General features: G+C 54.7%; 15 protein-coding genes. 5 read left to right on the top strand and 10 right to left on the bottom strand.

Annotated features, from left to right (window positions below; all coding sequences use genetic code 11):
• Positions 1–14 precede the first annotated feature (14 nt).
• From J7J49_RS05215 to J7J49_RS05225, 3 genes are read right to left on the bottom strand one after another with little or no spacing between them, the layout of a single operon-like run.
• Positions 15–1,517 carry a tripartite tricarboxylate transporter permease gene (locus tag J7J49_RS05215; protein WP_064234003.1) on the bottom strand — a complete coding sequence of 501 codons (1,503 nt, stop codon included), beginning with the start codon at positions 1,515–1,517 and terminating at the stop codon, positions 15–17.
• A gap of 21 nt (positions 1,518–1,538) precedes the next feature.
• A complete protein-coding gene (locus J7J49_RS05220; RefSeq protein WP_064234002.1) occupies positions 1,539–2,015 on the bottom strand; it encodes a tripartite tricarboxylate transporter TctB family protein in 477 nt (158 codons plus the stop codon).
• A gap of 58 nt (positions 2,016–2,073) precedes the next feature.
• Complete coding sequence (locus J7J49_RS05225; protein ID WP_215090781.1) at positions 2,074–3,075, bottom strand: tripartite tricarboxylate transporter substrate binding protein; 1,002 nt, start codon at positions 3,073–3,075, stop codon at positions 2,074–2,076.
• Between the two features lie 476 nt (positions 3,076–3,551).
• Between J7J49_RS05225 and J7J49_RS05230 the strand changes: the two genes are divergently transcribed.
• From J7J49_RS05230 to J7J49_RS05250, 5 genes are all read left to right on the top strand, one after another.
• Positions 3,552–5,396, top strand: a complete 1,845-nt coding sequence (locus J7J49_RS05230) for a bifunctional sugar phosphate isomerase/epimerase/4-hydroxyphenylpyruvate dioxygenase family protein (RefSeq protein WP_215090783.1) — start codon at positions 3,552–3,554, stop codon at positions 5,394–5,396.
• Positions 5,397–5,542: 146 nt separating this feature from the next.
• Positions 5,543–6,001: a type II 3-dehydroquinate dehydratase gene (gene aroQ / locus J7J49_RS05235; protein WP_215090785.1), complete on the top strand. Its 459-nt coding sequence runs from the start codon at positions 5,543–5,545 to the stop codon at positions 5,999–6,001.
• Between the two features lie 276 nt (positions 6,002–6,277).
• Positions 6,278–7,264, top strand: a complete 987-nt coding sequence (locus J7J49_RS05240) for a Bug family tripartite tricarboxylate transporter substrate binding protein (protein WP_064233998.1) — start codon at positions 6,278–6,280, stop codon at positions 7,262–7,264.
• A gap of 76 nt (positions 7,265–7,340) precedes the next feature.
• Positions 7,341–7,847: a tripartite tricarboxylate transporter TctB family protein gene (locus J7J49_RS05245; protein WP_064233997.1), complete on the top strand. Its 507-nt coding sequence runs from the start codon at positions 7,341–7,343 to the stop codon at positions 7,845–7,847.
• A gap of 27 nt (positions 7,848–7,874) precedes the next feature.
• The gene (locus J7J49_RS05250) at positions 7,875–9,380 is read left to right on the top strand and encodes a tripartite tricarboxylate transporter permease (RefSeq protein ID WP_064233996.1); all 1,506 of its coding nucleotides are present in this window, start codon (positions 7,875–7,877) and stop codon (positions 9,378–9,380) included.
• Positions 9,381–9,390: 10 nt separating this feature from the next.
• Here the strand turns inward: J7J49_RS05250 and J7J49_RS05255 are convergent, their stop codons facing one another.
• The 7 genes from J7J49_RS05255 to J7J49_RS05285 form a co-directional block, all read right to left on the bottom strand.
• Positions 9,391–10,134 (bottom strand): SDR family NAD(P)-dependent oxidoreductase, encoded by a 744-nt coding sequence (locus tag J7J49_RS05255; protein ID WP_215090787.1) that lies wholly within the window; start codon positions 10,132–10,134, stop codon positions 9,391–9,393.
• 51 nt (positions 10,135–10,185) lie between these two features.
• Positions 10,186–11,136, bottom strand: a complete 951-nt coding sequence (locus tag J7J49_RS05260) for an AEC family transporter (protein WP_215090789.1) — start codon at positions 11,134–11,136, stop codon at positions 10,186–10,188.
• 156 nt (positions 11,137–11,292) lie between these two features.
• Positions 11,293–12,171 (bottom strand): shikimate dehydrogenase family protein, encoded by an 879-nt coding sequence (locus J7J49_RS05265; RefSeq protein ID WP_215090792.1) that lies wholly within the window; start codon positions 12,169–12,171, stop codon positions 11,293–11,295.
• The gene (locus tag J7J49_RS05270; protein ID WP_215090794.1) at positions 12,168–14,054 is read right to left on the bottom strand and encodes a bifunctional sugar phosphate isomerase/epimerase/4-hydroxyphenylpyruvate dioxygenase family protein; all 1,887 of its coding nucleotides are present in this window, start codon (positions 14,052–14,054) and stop codon (positions 12,168–12,170) included. Before J7J49_RS05270 ends, J7J49_RS05265 begins: the two co-directional genes overlap by 4 nt.
• Positions 14,055–14,082: 28 nt before the next feature.
• Entirely contained in the window at positions 14,083–15,348 is a 1,266-nt protein-coding gene (locus tag J7J49_RS05275) for a TRAP transporter large permease (RefSeq protein WP_215090796.1), read from the bottom strand.
• Positions 15,345–15,842 carry a TRAP transporter small permease gene (locus tag J7J49_RS05280; RefSeq protein ID WP_215090797.1) on the bottom strand — a complete coding sequence of 166 codons (498 nt, stop codon included), beginning with the start codon at positions 15,840–15,842 and terminating at the stop codon, positions 15,345–15,347. The genes J7J49_RS05275 and J7J49_RS05280 overlap by 4 nt, the downstream gene beginning before the upstream one ends.
• A gap of 88 nt (positions 15,843–15,930) precedes the next feature.
• Positions 15,931–16,977 (bottom strand): DctP family TRAP transporter solute-binding subunit, encoded by a 1,047-nt coding sequence (locus J7J49_RS05285; RefSeq protein ID WP_215090799.1) that lies wholly within the window; start codon positions 16,975–16,977, stop codon positions 15,931–15,933.
• Positions 16,978–17,050 lie beyond the last annotated feature (73 nt).

The following is a 17,050-nucleotide window of genomic DNA, read 5'->3' on the forward strand; positions in this document are numbered from 1 at the left end:
CCGTTATACGAACGTTAGCTACGTTTGAAGCGTGAATATAACCAACCTTTGAGGGGAGTGTTGCCCAGTAAAACCAGCACGATTACCGAGGTAAGCACTAATGACAGCGGGTTGATTACCAGCGCAAGCAGGAAGTCGACACTGCTGTCGCCGACCGATGACATGGCCTGACGGTATGACTGATCCAGCAGCGGGCCAAGGATAACACCAAGAATAATCGGGCCCATCTGAAAACCGAACATCTTCAACCAGTAGCCCAAAATGCCAAAGCCTAGCATCCAATAAACTTCTGTCATGCTGCTGTTAAGCGAGTAGGTACCCACCACACACAGCACCAATATCAGCGGGATCATAATCGCTTTTGGCACTTCAACAATTTTTGAGAAAAGCTTAATACCGGTTAGTCCAAAGATGAGCAGAAAAATATTGGCCAATGCCAAGTTGCCGACCGTAAACCAAAAGATATACGGCGTCTCGATCATCAGCATCGGGCCTGGGTTCAGGCCATGAATAACCAGGGCACCGATAATAACGGCGGTGACCGCGTCGCCTGGCATGCCCAGGGTAAGCATAGGCACGTAAGCGCCACCCACCGCGGCGTTATTGGCGGTTTCAGGTGCCACAAGCCCTTCATACGCACCTTCGCCAAAAGGCACTTCAGGGTTTTTAACGGTGCGCTTGGCGTGATCATAGGCAAACAGTGACGCAATATCGCCGCCGGTGCCCGGCAGTGCGCCAACCACGACGCCGATAATAGAGGTGCGTAAAGAGAGCGGTAAAAACTTGAGCACCATATTAAGAGGCGGAACGATCTTGTCAACGTTCTGTTTAACGGGCACTTTGGCCATATTGTGCAGCTGGTAAAATGCTTCCGCGACCCCAAACAGGCCGATCATGACGACGACGTAATGAATCCCGCCCAGCAGCTCCATACTGCCCATGGTGAGGCGTGGCTGGGCGGTGACCATGTCCATGCCGACCAAGCCAATGGTGGCACCCAGGGCGACAGAGAAAATACCGCGTGCCAGTGATTTACCCGACAGCGAGCTGACCAATAGCAAGCCCATGGCGGCGATTAAAAAGTAGTCGCGGGGTGCAAACTTAAGTGCAAGGTCGGCAAGGTGTGGTGCCGTAGCAGCGAGTACAACAACACCAATCAAACCACCTATTACTGACATTACGGTACTTAGACCAATTGCTTTACCCGCTTCCCCTTTTTGGGCTAACGGGTAGCCGTCAAAGGCGGTAGTGACCGCTGATGGGGCACCAGGAATATTGAGTAAGATAGCGGTGCGCGAACCGCCGTAAACGCCACCAACGTAAATGCCCACCATCAGCGCTAGCGCGTTATTAATCTCCCAGGAAAACGTAAAGGAAATCAGAATGGAGACGGCCATCGTAACCGAGAGGCCGGGAATAGCGCCGATGTAAATACCGGCAATAACGCCAAGGGCAGTCAAGCCCAATAGACCTGGATCAAGCCAAGCCATGAGCAGATAGGAGAAGGTATCACTCATTGGATGCCTCGGGGTTCATAATCAAGGAAGATAGACACGAAACACTATCGTGAAAAGCATATAAATTATCGCAATGGCGAGAGAGGCAATCACTAAAGAGCTAATGATTTTTCCTTGACGATAATAAATGAACATAGCGGCTAAAAAGATAAAGGTACTTATATAGAAGCTTGTCCATACGATAGCGACTAAATAGAGCATCGATACTATCGAGAACACCACAATATGCGTTTTAAAATGTTCATGTAAAAACACTTTAAACTCTTGGCTAGCGCTGCGAATTTGGGGATCTCGCTGCTTGCGTCGATGGCTGAAAAGAATCGCTATTGAGGAGACCAGCATTATCAAGGCTAGACCGACAGGAAAAGAGCCAGCTGAATTTAGCTGCACTCCATTATCGATACGATAAGCCTCGTAGAGAACGCCGGCACTAAACAGCAACAGCAGCCAGTCGAATACTTTTTCACCCGCCCGAACGCGTTCGATTTTTTTAGTCATACAGAGACTCCAAGGGGACAGGTGATTAGCCTGCCCCCTAAGTCATAGGAAGATAGCGTTAGGGGCGTGGAATACCCAGCTCTTCAGGGGATTTCTCGACCGCATCCGCTTCGAACATTGACCACGCTGTGACGGATTGCCAGTTATCCAGGTATTGCTGCGCTTCTTCGCCGTTTAGGTTGAGCGATTCGCCACCAAAATTAGTCAGGAATTCTTGGAAACCATCGCTGGCAACGGCCTGCTCGTAAGCATCTTCCAAGGTGGCTTTAACGTCATCGGGTGTATCTTCATGCACAAAGACACCCCAGAACGGCCCCCAGGGCAAGAATGAATCGAGTCCGGGAAGCGCATCGGTAATCGGTGGAACGTCCGGCAGGTCTTCCAGCTCTTCGCTACCCAGCACGGCCAGGCCCTTCAGGCGGCCAGCACGGATCTGTTCGGCCACCGCGGAAAGACTTAGCGGCATAAAGTCGATATGTTCACCCAGCAGGGCTGTAACGCCTGGGCCATCGCCGCCGAAGGTCACTGTACGCACATTAAGATCGTCGACAGAGTTGATCATTGCGTGAATCGTACTGGGCAAGCCACCGGCACCCGTTCCGCCCATTTTGAGCTCGTCGGGGTTTTCGTGGGCGTACTCAAGCAGCTCCGCAAAAGTATCGAAGGGGCTATTAGGATGGGTCGCGATAACAACCCGACCCTGGCCGATAATATTGATAGGGTACATATCATCGTAGGTGAAATCGGCTAAGCCCATCAGTGGGTATAGCTGAGGGTTCTCTGCACCAAATAGCAGGTTATAGCCGTCAGGGCGCTGGCGCATGACATGGTTCATGCCAATAACGCCGGTACCGCCAGGGCGGTTGGTGAGAACAATCGTGGTATCCAGAACCTCTTCCACGTGGGGGGTTAGGCTGCGTACCACGTTATCGGTAGCGCCCCCGGCTCCCCACTGGATGGTGCCTTGGATATTACGCGCAGGGTAATCGGCGAGGGCGCCACCCGCGACGGCCAAGGAGCTGATGGCGATAGCCAACTGGGTGAAAAGTGGCTTAGTCATTATGCTTATCCTCCAACGAATTATTATATTAGTGCTGCTTAATGGTGATATTCGTTCGCCTTACGAACTTAAGTACTTAAGGCGAACACTAGAGGCCGGCATGGCGGCTGTCAATCAACAAACCTTCGTATAAGACCAAGGTTTAATATTGCGATGGCCTATTCAGCTCAATGTGAAACATGCTTGTTTAGCCGGTAGCAATAGAATTGTGAATGTATTAAGCGTTGTTTCTATTCACAATATTTCTATTAACAATAAATTTCTATTACGTATAGTAAAAGTTTATGACTAATCCAATGTTGGCAGTTGGGTACTGGTTGCCAGACACCCCACCCTATCGGGCATAATGCGAACTAACGAACGTTATGCGAACAATGGTCGTTTGTACGGGAAGCCATTGGCTCAGCCATAGCGACACATAATAGCGTCGTAGTGCTAAAGCACATTCGCTTGAATGCACTACCTGGGAGGAGGCTATGCGCGCCATTGCCACTGTTTGTCTAAGCGGAGACCTGCGGACTAAGCTGGAAGCCATCGCCCGTGCCGGATTTGATGGCGTAGAAATCTTTGAAAATGACCTACTCTCCTTCGATGGCTCACCCCAGGAAGTGCGCGCTCTGTGTGAGCGACTTGGGCTAACGATTGTTGCCTTTCAACCGTTTCGCGATTTTGAAGCAATGCCGGAACCTCAGCGTAGCCGCAATCTAAAGCGTGCCGAGCGTAAGTTCGAACTGATGGAACAGCTAGGCACGGATTTTTTGCTGGTGTGTAGCAATGTATCCCCCCAGGCCGTCGACGATATGGATCGCGTAGTGGCCGATTTGCGCGAGCTTGCCGAACTGGCAGCAAAGCGTAATATTAGGGTGGGGTTTGAAGCCTTGGCCTGGGGGCGGCATATCTCAGACTACCGCGATGCCTGGGAAGCCGTGCGCCGAGTCGATCACGCTAATTTGGGCATAGTGCTCGATAGCTTTCATATTCTCTCCCGCGGTCATGACCTCTCTGCCATCGGCAAAATCCCTAAACAAAAAATCTTCTTCGTCCAGGTGGCCGATGCGCCGCTACTGGATATGGATGTACTGCAGTGGAGTCGCCATTTCCGCTGCTTCCCCGGCCAGGGGCGCCTTGCGCTGAAAGCCTTTATGGCTGAACTCGCCAAAACCGGTTACGACGGCCCGCTGTCGCTGGAAATTTTTAGCGACGCCTTCCGCGCTGCTCCAACTGAAATTACCGCTATGGATGGTCTTCGCTCGCTCATTCTGCTCGAAAACCTCATTGAGGATGGCCCCTGGGCAAGCCCTATTCCCCCGGCACCCAGCTATAACGGCATTCATTTTATTGAGTTTACCCTTGAAGAAGAGAGCGCCGCGCCGCTGGGCGAGTTTATCGATGCACTGGGCTTTCGCCATGTGGGCCGCCATCGCTCCAAAAATGTCGAACTCTGGAAGCAGGGCGAAATTCACCTGGTGCTCAATTTTGAAACGGATAGCTTTGCCCATACTTTCCGGCTGCTTCACGGTACCTCGGTGTGTGCGGTAGGTTTCCGTGTTGATGACGTTGAGCGCGGGCTGGCCCGTGCAAAAGCCTTTAAGGCACAGACATTCCGTGGCCAGGTGGGCGAAGACGAGATGGAAATCTCAGCGCTGCGGGGTATCGAAGGCAGCCTTGTGTACCTAGTGGATGACCAGGCCGCTGAAGACTTGCAGTGGCGAACCGATTTTGAGCTGTTTGACCAAGAGAGCCGCAATGAGGCAGGCCTTACCCGGGTAGATCACCTCTCTTACGTACTCCCTGCGACACAGCTACTCAGCTGGCAACTGTTTCATCGCACCGTATTTGGTTTCAATGCGGCTGCGGAGAACGAGATTATCGACCCAAGAGGCATGATGATCAGCCAAGCAGTGATTAGCCCTGAGCAGACTATTCGCATCCCGCTGACGGTTTCACAGGCCCAGGATACCCAGCCAGGGCGTTTTCTGAGCGAGTTTCGCGGTGGCGTGCAGCAGATCGCCTTTGAGAGCCACGATATCTTCGCCACGGTGGATGAACTCCAAGCGCGGGGGTTGCCGCTGCTGAAGATTCCGCAGAATTACTACGACGATCTTGACGCGCGCTACGGGCTGGAAGAGGAGCTGTTAGAGGCAATGCGTAAACGCAATATACTGTTTGACCGCAACGACGAAGGCGACTTCTTTCACGCCTATACGGAAACTTTCTCGGGCCGATTTTTCTTCGAAATCGTTGAGCGGCGTGGCGCCTATCAGCAGTTTGGCGCCGCAAACGCGGGCATTCGCTTGGCCGCTCAGGCCGCGCAGCGCTAATTCGCGGTGTTAGCCTATTTGTGTCTCAAGGCGTCGACGCCCGCAAGCGGTTCTGTAAAGATAAAGCCAAGCGCGAGGCGGCTGAGCAGCAGCCAGCCACGCTATTTTGCCCTCGACCATCGTGAACTGCTCAAGGAAAATGCTATATGAGCCAAGGTAAAGTGTTAGTGCTGCACGGCCCTAATTTGAATCTGCTCGGCACTCGGCAGCCGGAAATCTATGGCTACGAGACCCTGGAAGACGTCAATAACGCGCTGCGGGAAAAAGCCGTGATGGCTGACTGGGAGCTAAACTGCCTGCAGAGCAACCACGAAGGCGCGCTGATTGACGCCATTCATGCGGCGCGGTTGGATGGCACCCAGGCGATTATTATCAACCCGGCTGCCTATACTCACACCTCGGTGGCCATTCTGGATGCGTTGAATGCCTTTGAGGGTAAGGTCATCGAAGTGCACATTTCCAATGTGCACAAGCGGGAAAGCTTCCGCCATCACTCCTATGTATCGCTGCGTGCCGATGGCGTTATTGCTGGACTGGGAACTCAAGGCTATCAGGCGGCTTTGGACGCAATTATGTTATCTATGCTATCGGCGAGTAGTGCATAAGATGAGATTTCAATAGCGGGGAAAGTTGTTATGGCGTAGCTGGAAGCTAGTTAGCGGTGAGAATTTTGCTGCGCCCTCTATGAATATTTGCTAATTCTTATTTATGAAGCAGAGTTTGCTAATTATCTTACTAAGTTAAATACACTTTAGTTTCAATAATTTATACTAAAGTCGTGTTTTTTGTGACTAAAGTAAAAGAGTAACCTCGCTGTATGTAATACGAATAGATGTACGAAATGCGAACATAAAAATAATGCAATACACAGGAAGATAACAATGAATAAACTCCTTAGCGCAACATGTCTGGCTGCCTGCGGAAGTGCCCTAGCGCTTGGTCTTACCGTCTCCTCTGCCAGTGCCAATGAGTGGCCTACTGACGATATTCGTCTTGTCGTCCCCTATGCCCCAGGTGGCACCACGGATGTTTTGTCCCGCCGTGTCGCGGATCTTCTTCAGCAAGAGCTTGATGCTAACGTGGTTGTGGAGAACCGCCCGGGGGCGGGCTCTACTGTGGGCACCGGGCGTCTCGCTCGAGGTGGCCGCGGTGTCGATCACACTATTTTGATGGCGTCTCCAGGGCACACCATTGGCGCTGCCATCTATCCTGACCTGGGCTATGATCCGGTTGAGGATTTTGTCTTCCTGCAAAACATGATCGATATCCCCAATGTCATGGTGGTTCCCGCCGATAGCCCTTATGAAAGTGTGATTGAGTTTGTTGAAGCGGCAAAAGAAGAGAACATGACGTTCAGCCACAGTGGCGTGGGCAGCTCCATCCATATGTCCGGTGAGTTATTCAAGACGCTGACTGAAACCAACATGACGGCAGTGCCTTTTGCCGGCAGCGGTGCGGCTCTTCCTGCGCTATTAGGCGGCGATGTCGATGTCTCTTTCGAGAACATGCCGACCGTCCTTTCGCATATTCGCTCGGGTGATTTGCGCGCTCTGGCGGTTACCTCCGCTGAGCGGTCAGAGTACCTGCCAGATGTGCCCACACTGTCGGAAGTGGGCGAGTATAACCTTGACCAGTTCGTCACGACGGCATGGTTTGGCCTGGTGGCACACAGCTCTTTCCCTGAAGAAGCGCAAAGCGTTATGCAGGACGCCCTTGCTAAAGTGATGGAACGTGAGGAGTTTTTGGACTTTGCAGATCAACTGGGCGCGGAACCGGGTCAGGTGTCTGGCGAAGAGTTCAAGCAGTTCATTGCCGATGAAGTCGAGCGTTGGGAAGGCGTTGCACAGCAGGCTGGCATTAGCCAGTAACTAAGTAGTCTTCCGTCCTAACACTGAGGCGAGGGCTGCTACCCTCGCCTCTCTTGTTTCCCAGGAGAAGGCCGCGATGACACCTTCGGGTTCCAAGCGCAGAGTAAAAGTAAAAGATACTAGCGACCTCATCACCGGCATCGTCTTGCTGGGGTTTGCCATCGTGTTGGTCTTTTATCTGGTGCCTAACTATATAAACGAACCGCCGATCCTACAAAACCCAATGATGTCGCCGCGCTGGCTGCCAGCGATCATCGGCTGGCTGATCCTGCTGTTTTCGATTCTGCTCATTCTTCAGGCCTTCATTTTGGAAGGGAAAACCGAGGAGGATGAGAGAGCGATTGAGAAAGGCTCCACGCGGCGTTTCGTGCTAATGGTGCTGTCGCTGGTGATATATGTTGCCTTGTTTGAGGCGATGGGCGCCGTGTTCTGCGGCATTTTGGCAACATTAGTTCTTTTCGTAGCACACCCGGTACGCACTTGGTGGGTATATAGCCTGGCATTTCTGTTTCCTATTATCGTGGCGCTCTTATTCGTAGAAGTAATGAACGTGCCACTACCGATAATGCCGCTCGGTTTCTGATTCGCTACTTATTTTTCTGGGTGCCCTATGGAAAACTTTTCGGAAGTCGTTGGCATATTCTTTAGTCTGGACAACTTTCTGGCCATAGCCGTAGGCGTGGTTATCGGCGTGGTGGTTGGTTCCATCCCCGGTTTAACCGCCACCATGGCGGTGGCATTGGCACTCCCCTTTACCTTCTCTATGCAGCCGGTGGCGGCTATCCTGCTGTTAGTAGGTATCTATAAAGGGGGGATGTACGGCGGCTCGATTACCGCGATTCTAATCAGAACCCCGGGCTCACCCGCTTCGGCCTGTACTTTGCTAGACGGCTATCCAATGGCCCAGCAGGGGCATGCCAAAAAAGCACTAAAGGCTGCGCTTTACTCATCGGTCATTGCCGATTTTATCTCCAACATTGCGTTGATCTTTTTTGCCGCCTACTTGGCAAAGATTGCGCTGAACTTCGGTGCACCAGAATTTTTCTGGCTGATCTGTTTTTCTCTCACCATTATCATCTCTCTGGCCAGCGGCTCTATGATCAAGGGCTTGATGGCAGCGCTGCTAGGTATTTTGTTATCCATGGTAGGGCTGGATGAGGTCTTCGGTTCACAGCGGCTTACCTTCGGCAACTACAACTTAATGGACAGCATCTCCTTTATCCCCCTGTTGATTGGGCTTTTTGCTATTCCAGAGATTATCGAGTTTTATCGTAAGAAAGCCATTCCTCATATTAAGGCAAAGGCGAGTGGTGCTGGTTTGGCCTTCTCTGAGCTCAAACGTTGTATGAAAAGCATTGTCCGGGGCAGCTTAATTGGCGTCATTATTGGCGCTATTCCTGGCACTGGAGCGACAGCGGCAGCGTTCATTTCCTACAGCGATGCACGCAGGCGCTCTCCCAACAAAGCCAATTTCGGCAAGGGCGAGGTAGAAGGGGTGGCCGCGGCGGAGGCCGGTAACAATGGCGTTGCCGGGGCGACATTAATTCCGCTGTTATCGCTAGGGATTCCTGGGGATGTCATCACCGCCATTATCCTGGGTGCTTTTATGGTGCATGGCTTAACCCCTGGCCCGCTTATGTTCCAGGAAAATCTGTCGCTGATCTATGCACTGTTCCTGGGTATTATGTGCAGTTCGGTCATCCTGTTGGTGGTGGGTAACGTTGCCATCAAGTACTTCTCGTTAATTGCTGATATCCCCAAGTCAATCCTCTTTCCCATCGTCTTGATGTTCTGTGTCTACGGCGCTTATGCAGTCAATAACGCCACTTTCGACGTGGGGCTGATGTTGGCTTTTGGGGTTTTGGGATACATCTTCAATCGTACCGCCATACCCGCAGCGCCGTTTCTGATCGGTTTCATTCTGGGGCCGATGTTCGAAGACAACCTGCGTCGTTCTCTGCTCATCGGCTCCAACGACTTGTCGATTTTTGTGCGTGGGCCTATCACCTGGGTCTTCATCGTGCTGACGGTGGGCTCCATCGGTCTGGCAATCTATCGCTTTGCCGCATCCCGACGTGGCACACGTAATAGTACTGACGAATCACACCAAACGTGAGTTGCCCGGCCTAACCGACCGTCACTCCGCCGCAGACAAACAACGTCTGGCCAGTAATGAAACTGCTACGTTCGTCGCAGAAAAAACTGACAGCCTGGGCCACGTCTTCGGGCTGGCCCATGCGCTTTAACGGGATATTATCGATGATGCGGCGGGCGCGCTCAGAATCTGGGGGGTTATTCTCCCAGAAGGCACTGGTAGCGATGGGCCCTGGGGCAACGCAGTTCACCGTAATGCCATGTTCCGCCAGCTCTAATGCCCAGGTGCGAGCCATGGATTGCAGCGCGCCTTTCGTGGCGCTGTAAATGGTGCGCGCTTCTTTGCCGAGTACCACGCGGCTGGCATTGATGACGATGCGCCCCATGCCGGCTGCTTTCATTGAAGGTAGCAGTGCCTGTGTGCATATCAGCGCCGAACGTACGTTCAGGTGCATTAATCTATCGAAGTCTTCAATCTGCGTTTCTTCAAGCAGGGCCGGGGCGACAATGCCCACGTTATTGATTAGCCGGGTCACCCTATTGCGTGCAGCGATTTCCGCCATCACCCGGTGGGTGGCGTCAGCATCGGCAAGGTCGACCAGAACGGCGTCTGCTCGCAAAGACTCTGCCTCCGGCTCAACGATATCCACCACGATAACGTGGTAACCCTCGTGCTGGAGACGCAGGGCAATGGCTTGGCCGATGTTTCTGGCGCCGCCGGTCACCACGGCGCAGTGCTGCTGAGACGTTTTGTTTTGACCAGGGTGTTGAGGCATTTTTGTTGTCCTTGGCGGCAATCAATCGTTGTTTTTGTATAAACTCAAACGTTAGAACGTTATGAGTCCTGATAGCGTCATCAACCAAATTATCAGGCTAAGCGTAAAGAACGAAGCGATTGTCGCCACCAGCAGGGCGGCCGCGCTCACCCCGGCTAAGCCATAGCGTTGGCCGAGCAGAGGGTAAATGCTGATCAACGGTGCGGCAGCAAACAGCAGCGCACCGGCCATATAAAGGGGATCGATACCGGGGACAAAATAAAAGGCGATGAAAATAGCCAACGGGTGAATGAGGAGTTTGCCGACCACTATTTGACCAACGTCCCTGGCCATGCCTTTTACCTGCAGGCCAAACAGCGTCCCGCCAATCACGAACAGTGCCGCTGGCCCTGCTGCATCGGCCAGCATATCAATGGCTTTAAACAGCGGGCCAGGTATTTGTATATGGGATATCGCCAGGCTAATGCCGACCAGTAAGCCAATCAGCACGGGATTTTTGATTAGGCTAAGCGCTGTGTGTTTGACCGTCTTCCATACGCTGGAACCTTGATGGCTGCCCAGCTCAGCTAAAATCAGTGCGGCGGGAATAATAAGCAGGTTTTCAATCACCATATTCAGCGCCAAGAGCACCGCCGCAGGGGAGCCAATGACCATGGCTGCCACTGGGTAGCCGACAAAGCCGCTGTTGGCCGCCGCCATACCGAGTGCCTGCATGGCACTGGCGTTAAGGGGCTGGCGCTGTCGTTTTAAGCACAGCAGTAACCCCCCACTGAACACGACGATAGAGCCCAGGCCGTAAGCTACCAGGTAGTTGAGCTTGAAAATTTCTTCCAGAGGCTGCTGGGTTAACGCACGAATCACTAGCGCGGGCAGCGCGCAGTAGAGCACGAATACCCCCACCCCTTGCACCTGCTCGCGCTGGATAATGCCGCTCCATCTTGCGAGATAACCCGCCCCAATCAGCAGAAATATAGGCGTGGTAATGGCAAGAATGGCAAGCATAGCGGCCTCTTTAGCGCCCAAAGGAAATAGTAGTGTTCGAATAACGAATAATTGTACGTTATTTTTTCAGCGCTTCACTACCCGCGCTGCATCGCTCGAGCTTCATGGTCAGAACCTCTTGACCAGAACTTTATGACCAGCTTTATGGCCCGAACTTTATGGTTCGGAGTGAGCAGACGGCGCGACGAGCTGTTCTATGTAGTGGGTACGCAGCGGTATCACATGCGGATCGATCTGCGCAGGGGCGATACGATCCGCAGTGAAAAAGCGAAACGCATCCACGCCCTGAAACACAAACAGGTCAACACCCGAAAGCGTTTTGGCGCCCGCCCGTTGAGCGGCGTTTAACAGCTCGGTGTGGGCGGGGATATAGACCGCATCAAAGACCCAGTGCTGATCGCTAAGCCCGGTGGTATCAATTGGGCAACCCGGGTGGTTGATGTGGCCGATGGGTGAGCAGTTGACCACGCCCTGCCACTTGGGAAGCTCTCTTTGCGCCTGTTCCGGGGTGACGCACGCCGCGCTAATACCCATGGCGTTAAGATCCCGGCTAAGGTTTTCTGCCCGCGTGGCGTCACGTTCAAGAATATGCAGACAACTGACATTGAGTTCACCCAGTGCACATGCCACTGCGCGGCCCACGCCACCGGCGCCAATCAATAGCACCTCCCCCGCAGGCTGGCTACCGAAGGAGTGGCGGTAGGCGCTGATAAAACCGGTGTAATCGGTGTTTTCCGCACGCAGGCCGTTTTCATCGAACAGCAGCGTATTGGCGGTACCCACTCGGAGCACCCCTTCGCCGCGAATATCAGCCAGCTGGGCGGCTTTTTCTTTGAAAGGGAACGTAACGTTGGTTCCCCGGTAGCCCTCGCTACGCAGCTTTTTTATAGCGTTGGGAAAGTCAAAATCTGACACGCCCAGGCTGTCGACTAAATCGTAGCGTACCGGCTCGCCCAACGAAGCGCCCAAGCGTTCGTGTAAATCCGGGGATTGCGACTTGGCAATGCCTTCTCCTACCAGACCGAGTTTAATCATGCTTGGCTTCCTCCTGTGGGGTGCTTTGGCGTTTTTTGATCCATGCCATCAATTTCTGCTTCCAGGCGCTGCTGCGCGGTGACGCGCACAAAGGCATTCGGCGCGCCTAGCCCTTGGTAGCCATCACGCTGCACCAGCTCAAAGAAGAACGCCTGACGGCCAGGCTGGGTATACAGCTGATAGAAGTCGCCATGGCTGTCTTGGTCAAAGAGGATGTGGTGCGCCTGCATCCACGCTTGGGTTTGTGCAGGAAGGTCAACGCGTGCGGCCAGGTCGCGATAGTAGTTACCGGGAATCGGCAGTACCGGCGTGCCCGCCTGTTGCAGGGCTGCGCTGGTGTCGCGCATGGCGTTGGTGCGCAGGGCGACATGGTGAACTCCCGAGCCGCCGTATTGGCGCACAAAGCGGTTGCTGGCGGTATCCGGCGAGGCGCTGGCGTTAAGCGCCAGGCGGAAGCGACCGTTGTAGTTTTGCAGCACCTGGCTCTGGATCAGCCCGCGGGGGTCGGTGACATCGAAGGAAGGCGTTGGCTCCAGCTGAAAAATAGCGCGGTACTGCAGCATCAGCGAGAGGTAGTCATGGTAGGAGAGCGCCACGCTGATATGGTCGATATCCACCAGCGCGCTCTGGGGAACGGGCTGCACATCCACAGTGAACTCACGATCCCAGGTACGGCTAAGTTGCGAGTCGTCAATGATATAGGAGAGGCTGCCGTCCACATTGCGCAGTGCGCTCATGCGGTGGCTGGCGCCCACCTCTTCGGGCTCGACAATAGCGTAGCCCAGCTTATCCGCGCGCTTGAACGCTTCATAGGCGTTGCCTACGCGCAGTCCAATAGCGGTAACCGCGGTAGCGTCGCGACCCGGTACACGGCCGGTGAAGTGCGCCTCGGTGTTGAGCACCAGATTAACGTCGCCCGCCGCCCAGCGTTCGGCGTTGAGCGTATGGTGGCGCCCCACGCAGGCCATGCCCAGGGCGCTTAGCAACTCGCGCAGCGGTGCTAAATCGTCGGGCTCAACGGCAATCTCCAGAAAGGCGACCGACTCGATCGGCTGGGGCGCGGGAATGCCGCTGTCGCCCTGCATGCTGCGCAGCAAGTGGTAGGAACGCAGTCCGTCGCGAGCAGTCTGGTCGCTGTGGCCCATGCGGAACACATCGTTAAAGATCTCGTGGGAGAGCGGGCCGTCGTAACGGGTCTCGTCCAGCATGGCCATGAATTTATCCATCTGCAGTTCGCCCTGGCCGGGGAAGCAGCGGTAGTGGCGGCTCCACGACAGATGATCCATGGAGAGGCGCGGTGCATCGGCGGTCTGTACCAGAAAGATGCGATCCCCCGGAATGCGGCCAATGGTGCCCAGCTCCGTCTGGCGGGAGAAGATATGGAAGGTATCCAGTACCAGGCCGACATTGGGATGGGCAGCGCGGCGCACCACTTCCCAGCTGTCGCGATAGTCGTGAATATGGCGGCCCCAGGCCAGCGCCTCATAGGCCACGCGCAGATTGCGTCGTGCGGCACGCTCACCTAGCTCATAGAAGTCATCGGCGGCGCGGCTTAAACCCGGCAGTGAGTCGGGGTGAACGGTGCTGCAGGCCATGAGCAAGTCCGTGCCGAGCTCCTCCATCAGGTCAAACTTGTGCTCGGCGCGGTCGAACGCCCGTTCCCGGGCGCGCCCCTGCAGGCCTTCGAAATCGCGAAACGGCTGGAGCGTGACCAGCTTAAGTCCGCGGGCGCGAATCAGCTCGCCCGCTTCCCGCGGCGTGCCGGTGAACGCGGTTAAGTCGTTTTCAAACAGCTCAAGCCCTTCAAAACCCGCTTGGGCGATGGCGTCTACCTTCTCTTCCAGCGAGCCGCTTAGGCAAACCGTGGCAATGGATGAGTACATGGCATCACGCTCCTTACTTTGAGTAATATCAGTAACCCGCCAGGCGCGGCAGGAAGGTGACCAGCGCCGGTACGAAGGTAATCAGCAGCAGGATCAAAAACTGCACGCCCAGCATCGGTAAAATGCGGCGGATAATCGGCCCCATGCCCACCCCGGAGACGGAGTCGGCGACAAACAGGCAGAGCCCCATGGGCGGTGTGATTAGCCCCATCATCAGGTTGAAAATCACCACGATACCGAAGTGCAGCGGGTCGATACCCAGCGCCATGGCAATGGGGTGAAGGATCGGCACGAGCACCAAAATGGCCGCGATGCCTTCCAGGAACAGCCCCACCACCAGCAGTAGCAGAATCACGGCGATCAGGAAGGTCCACTGGGTATCGATACTCATCAGTGCCCACTCGGTGAGCATGTTGGGCACGCGCTCGAATGTCAGCACCCAGTTGGCGGCGGAGACGGCGCCCATGATGACCATAATCACTGCGCTATCGCGCATGGCGCGGGCGAAGATGGCTGGCAGGTTCACCAGTTTGATATTGCGGTAGAGCACCACGCCCAGAATCAGCGCGTAGACCACAGCAAAAGCCGCCGCCTCGGTGGGCGTAACCATACCGGCTAGAATGGCACCGACCACAAACACCGGCATGAGTGCAGGCAGCAACCCATGCAAAAGGGCATGGCGGCGTGACTGTTTCTTGGTCTGTGCCGCGCCCAGATCACCGGCGAAAAAATAGACGTAGAGCGAGAGTCCCAACGCGAGCAATAGCCCGGGCACGATACCGGCTAGAAAGAGTCCCGGTACCGACACGCCAGATACCGTGAGCGCGTAAATAATTACCGGAATACTCGGTGGGATAATCGGGCCAATGACCGAAGACGCTGCGGTAAGCGCCGCGGCGAAATCCCGCGGGTAACCCTCTTTCTCCATGGCTGGCACAAACACCCGTCCAAGCGCAGAGGTGTCGGCAATCGCCGAACCAGAGAGGCCGGCAAAAATCACCGACGCCCAGATATTCACGTGCGCCAGCCCGGCTTTCAGGCGGCCGACAATGGCGGTGGCCAAGTTAATAATTCGGTGAGTAATACCCGCTTCGTTCATCAGCTCGCCCGCCAAAATAAACAGCGGTATGGCCAGCAATGGGAAGGACTCCATGCCGCCAAAAAACTGCTGCGAGACAATGCGGATGTGGTAGGGCAAATCGCCGACGCTCATCAGCACTGTCAGCGAACCGAGAATGGCAAAGGCAAACGGCACCCCAAGCAGAATAAGGGCGATAAGCAGTATAAAAATCATGCTGATGTCTCCTCACCCTGCTGGGTGCTCAGGCGCAGGCCCGCCATCACCAGTGCAGAGAGGCTGAGCAACCCGCCGCCAATCAGCATGGAGGCTTGAAACAGCCACATCGGCATACCCGTGCTGGATGAGGTGCGCCCACCGCGCGCAGCGATAAACTCAACTGCCGACAGCATTAAGCCGATGCCAATCACCAGCACCATCAAATCGACAGCAACGGCCTGCCAGCGCACCCAACGTGGCGGCAGTAAACGACGAATAAGATCAAAGCCGATGTGCTTGTCCTGCAGGTACGCCCAGGACATGCCAAACATCAGACCGTAAATCATTAGGTAAATGGCGGTGTCTTCTCCCCAGGTAATGGAGCCGCCATAGGTATAGCGCGCAAAGGCATTGCCTGCGACCAGCAGGAAAATCATCACCATGGCAAGCCCTGCCAAGCTGCCATTGAACAGGATTAGGCCGCGGTGTATACGGGCGAGAAGATGAGACATAAGAGCACCTTCAATCGTTAGTCAGGTACGCAGGGTCGCGAGTGGGCCACCCAAGGCCCACTCGCAAAGCGCTTTAATCAGGCGGGGTTCAGAAGCGTGCGGATGCCTCTTCCACAGCGGAAGAGAGGCGATCAATCCACTCGGCATCATCGCCTAGCTCATCGCGTAGGTACGCCTGAACCGGCGGCTGAGCAGCTTCGCGGAAGGCTTCCATCTGTTCAGCGGTAGGCTGGGTGATCTCCATGCCCTCGGCTGCCAGTTTGGTGATCCCCTCGGCTGAGTTGAACTGTTGGATGGCACGGCCAGTGGTGCCAGCGACCACAGCGGCACGTTTTACTGCGGCTTGCTCCTCCTCGCTTAGCGACTGAAAGATCTCGTCGTTAATCAGCAGGTGATCGACGCCGTAAACGTGGCGATCCAGGGTCAAATAATCCTGAAACTCATAGAAATTATTGCCGTAGATCACCGAGATAGGGTTCTCTTGGCCATCGACAACGCCAGTAGCAAGCGCCGTGGGCACTTCACCCCAGGCGATACCCTGGGGTTCGCCACCCAAAGCGCTGACCATTTCCAGGTAGAGCGGAATGGTCTGTACGCGGAACTTCAGCCCTTGCATATCCTCCGGCGAGTGAATCGGGCGCACAGAGTTGGTGAAGTGGCGAAAGCCGGTTTCGCCGTAGGCCAGTGTGCGTAGGCCGGTTTCCTGCAAGCAGTGTTCAGCCAATGCAGTGCCGAATTCGCCGTCCATTACTTGCCAAGCAACGGGCGCTGACGGGAAGGTGTAAGGGATATCCGTCACGGCGACCGCCGGGCAGAAGTTGGCATAGGCACCGGAGACCATCGCAATGCTGATGGTGCCATCCTGCGCGCCTTCAATCAGTTCGGTTTCACCGCCTAGCGCGCCAGCAGGGTAGAGCTCCACGGTAAGATCCGTTTCGGCTTCCACCAGGTTTTTGAACACTTGACCGGCCGCACCTTTTTTCGAGGTGGTCCAGTCATCAGGATCAACGTGGGCAAAGCGCAGCGTTTGGGCGGAGGCACTAGCAGCGGCAACCAGCGTAACCGTAGCAAGGGCCGCCGTTAGGGCGCGTTTCTTTATAGACACAGATTTTGTAAACACAGGGGTCAAAGACATTGTTGTTGTCCTCTTGTTGGGTCGTTGTTATAAGGTTTGGAAAAGCCTAAATCAGTGGCGTGTTTAGCCGTTC

The sequence above is a fragment of the Halomonas sp. ISL-56 genome (genome assembly GCF_018612805.1).
Lineage (GTDB): Bacteria > Pseudomonadota > Gammaproteobacteria > Pseudomonadales > Halomonadaceae > Vreelandella.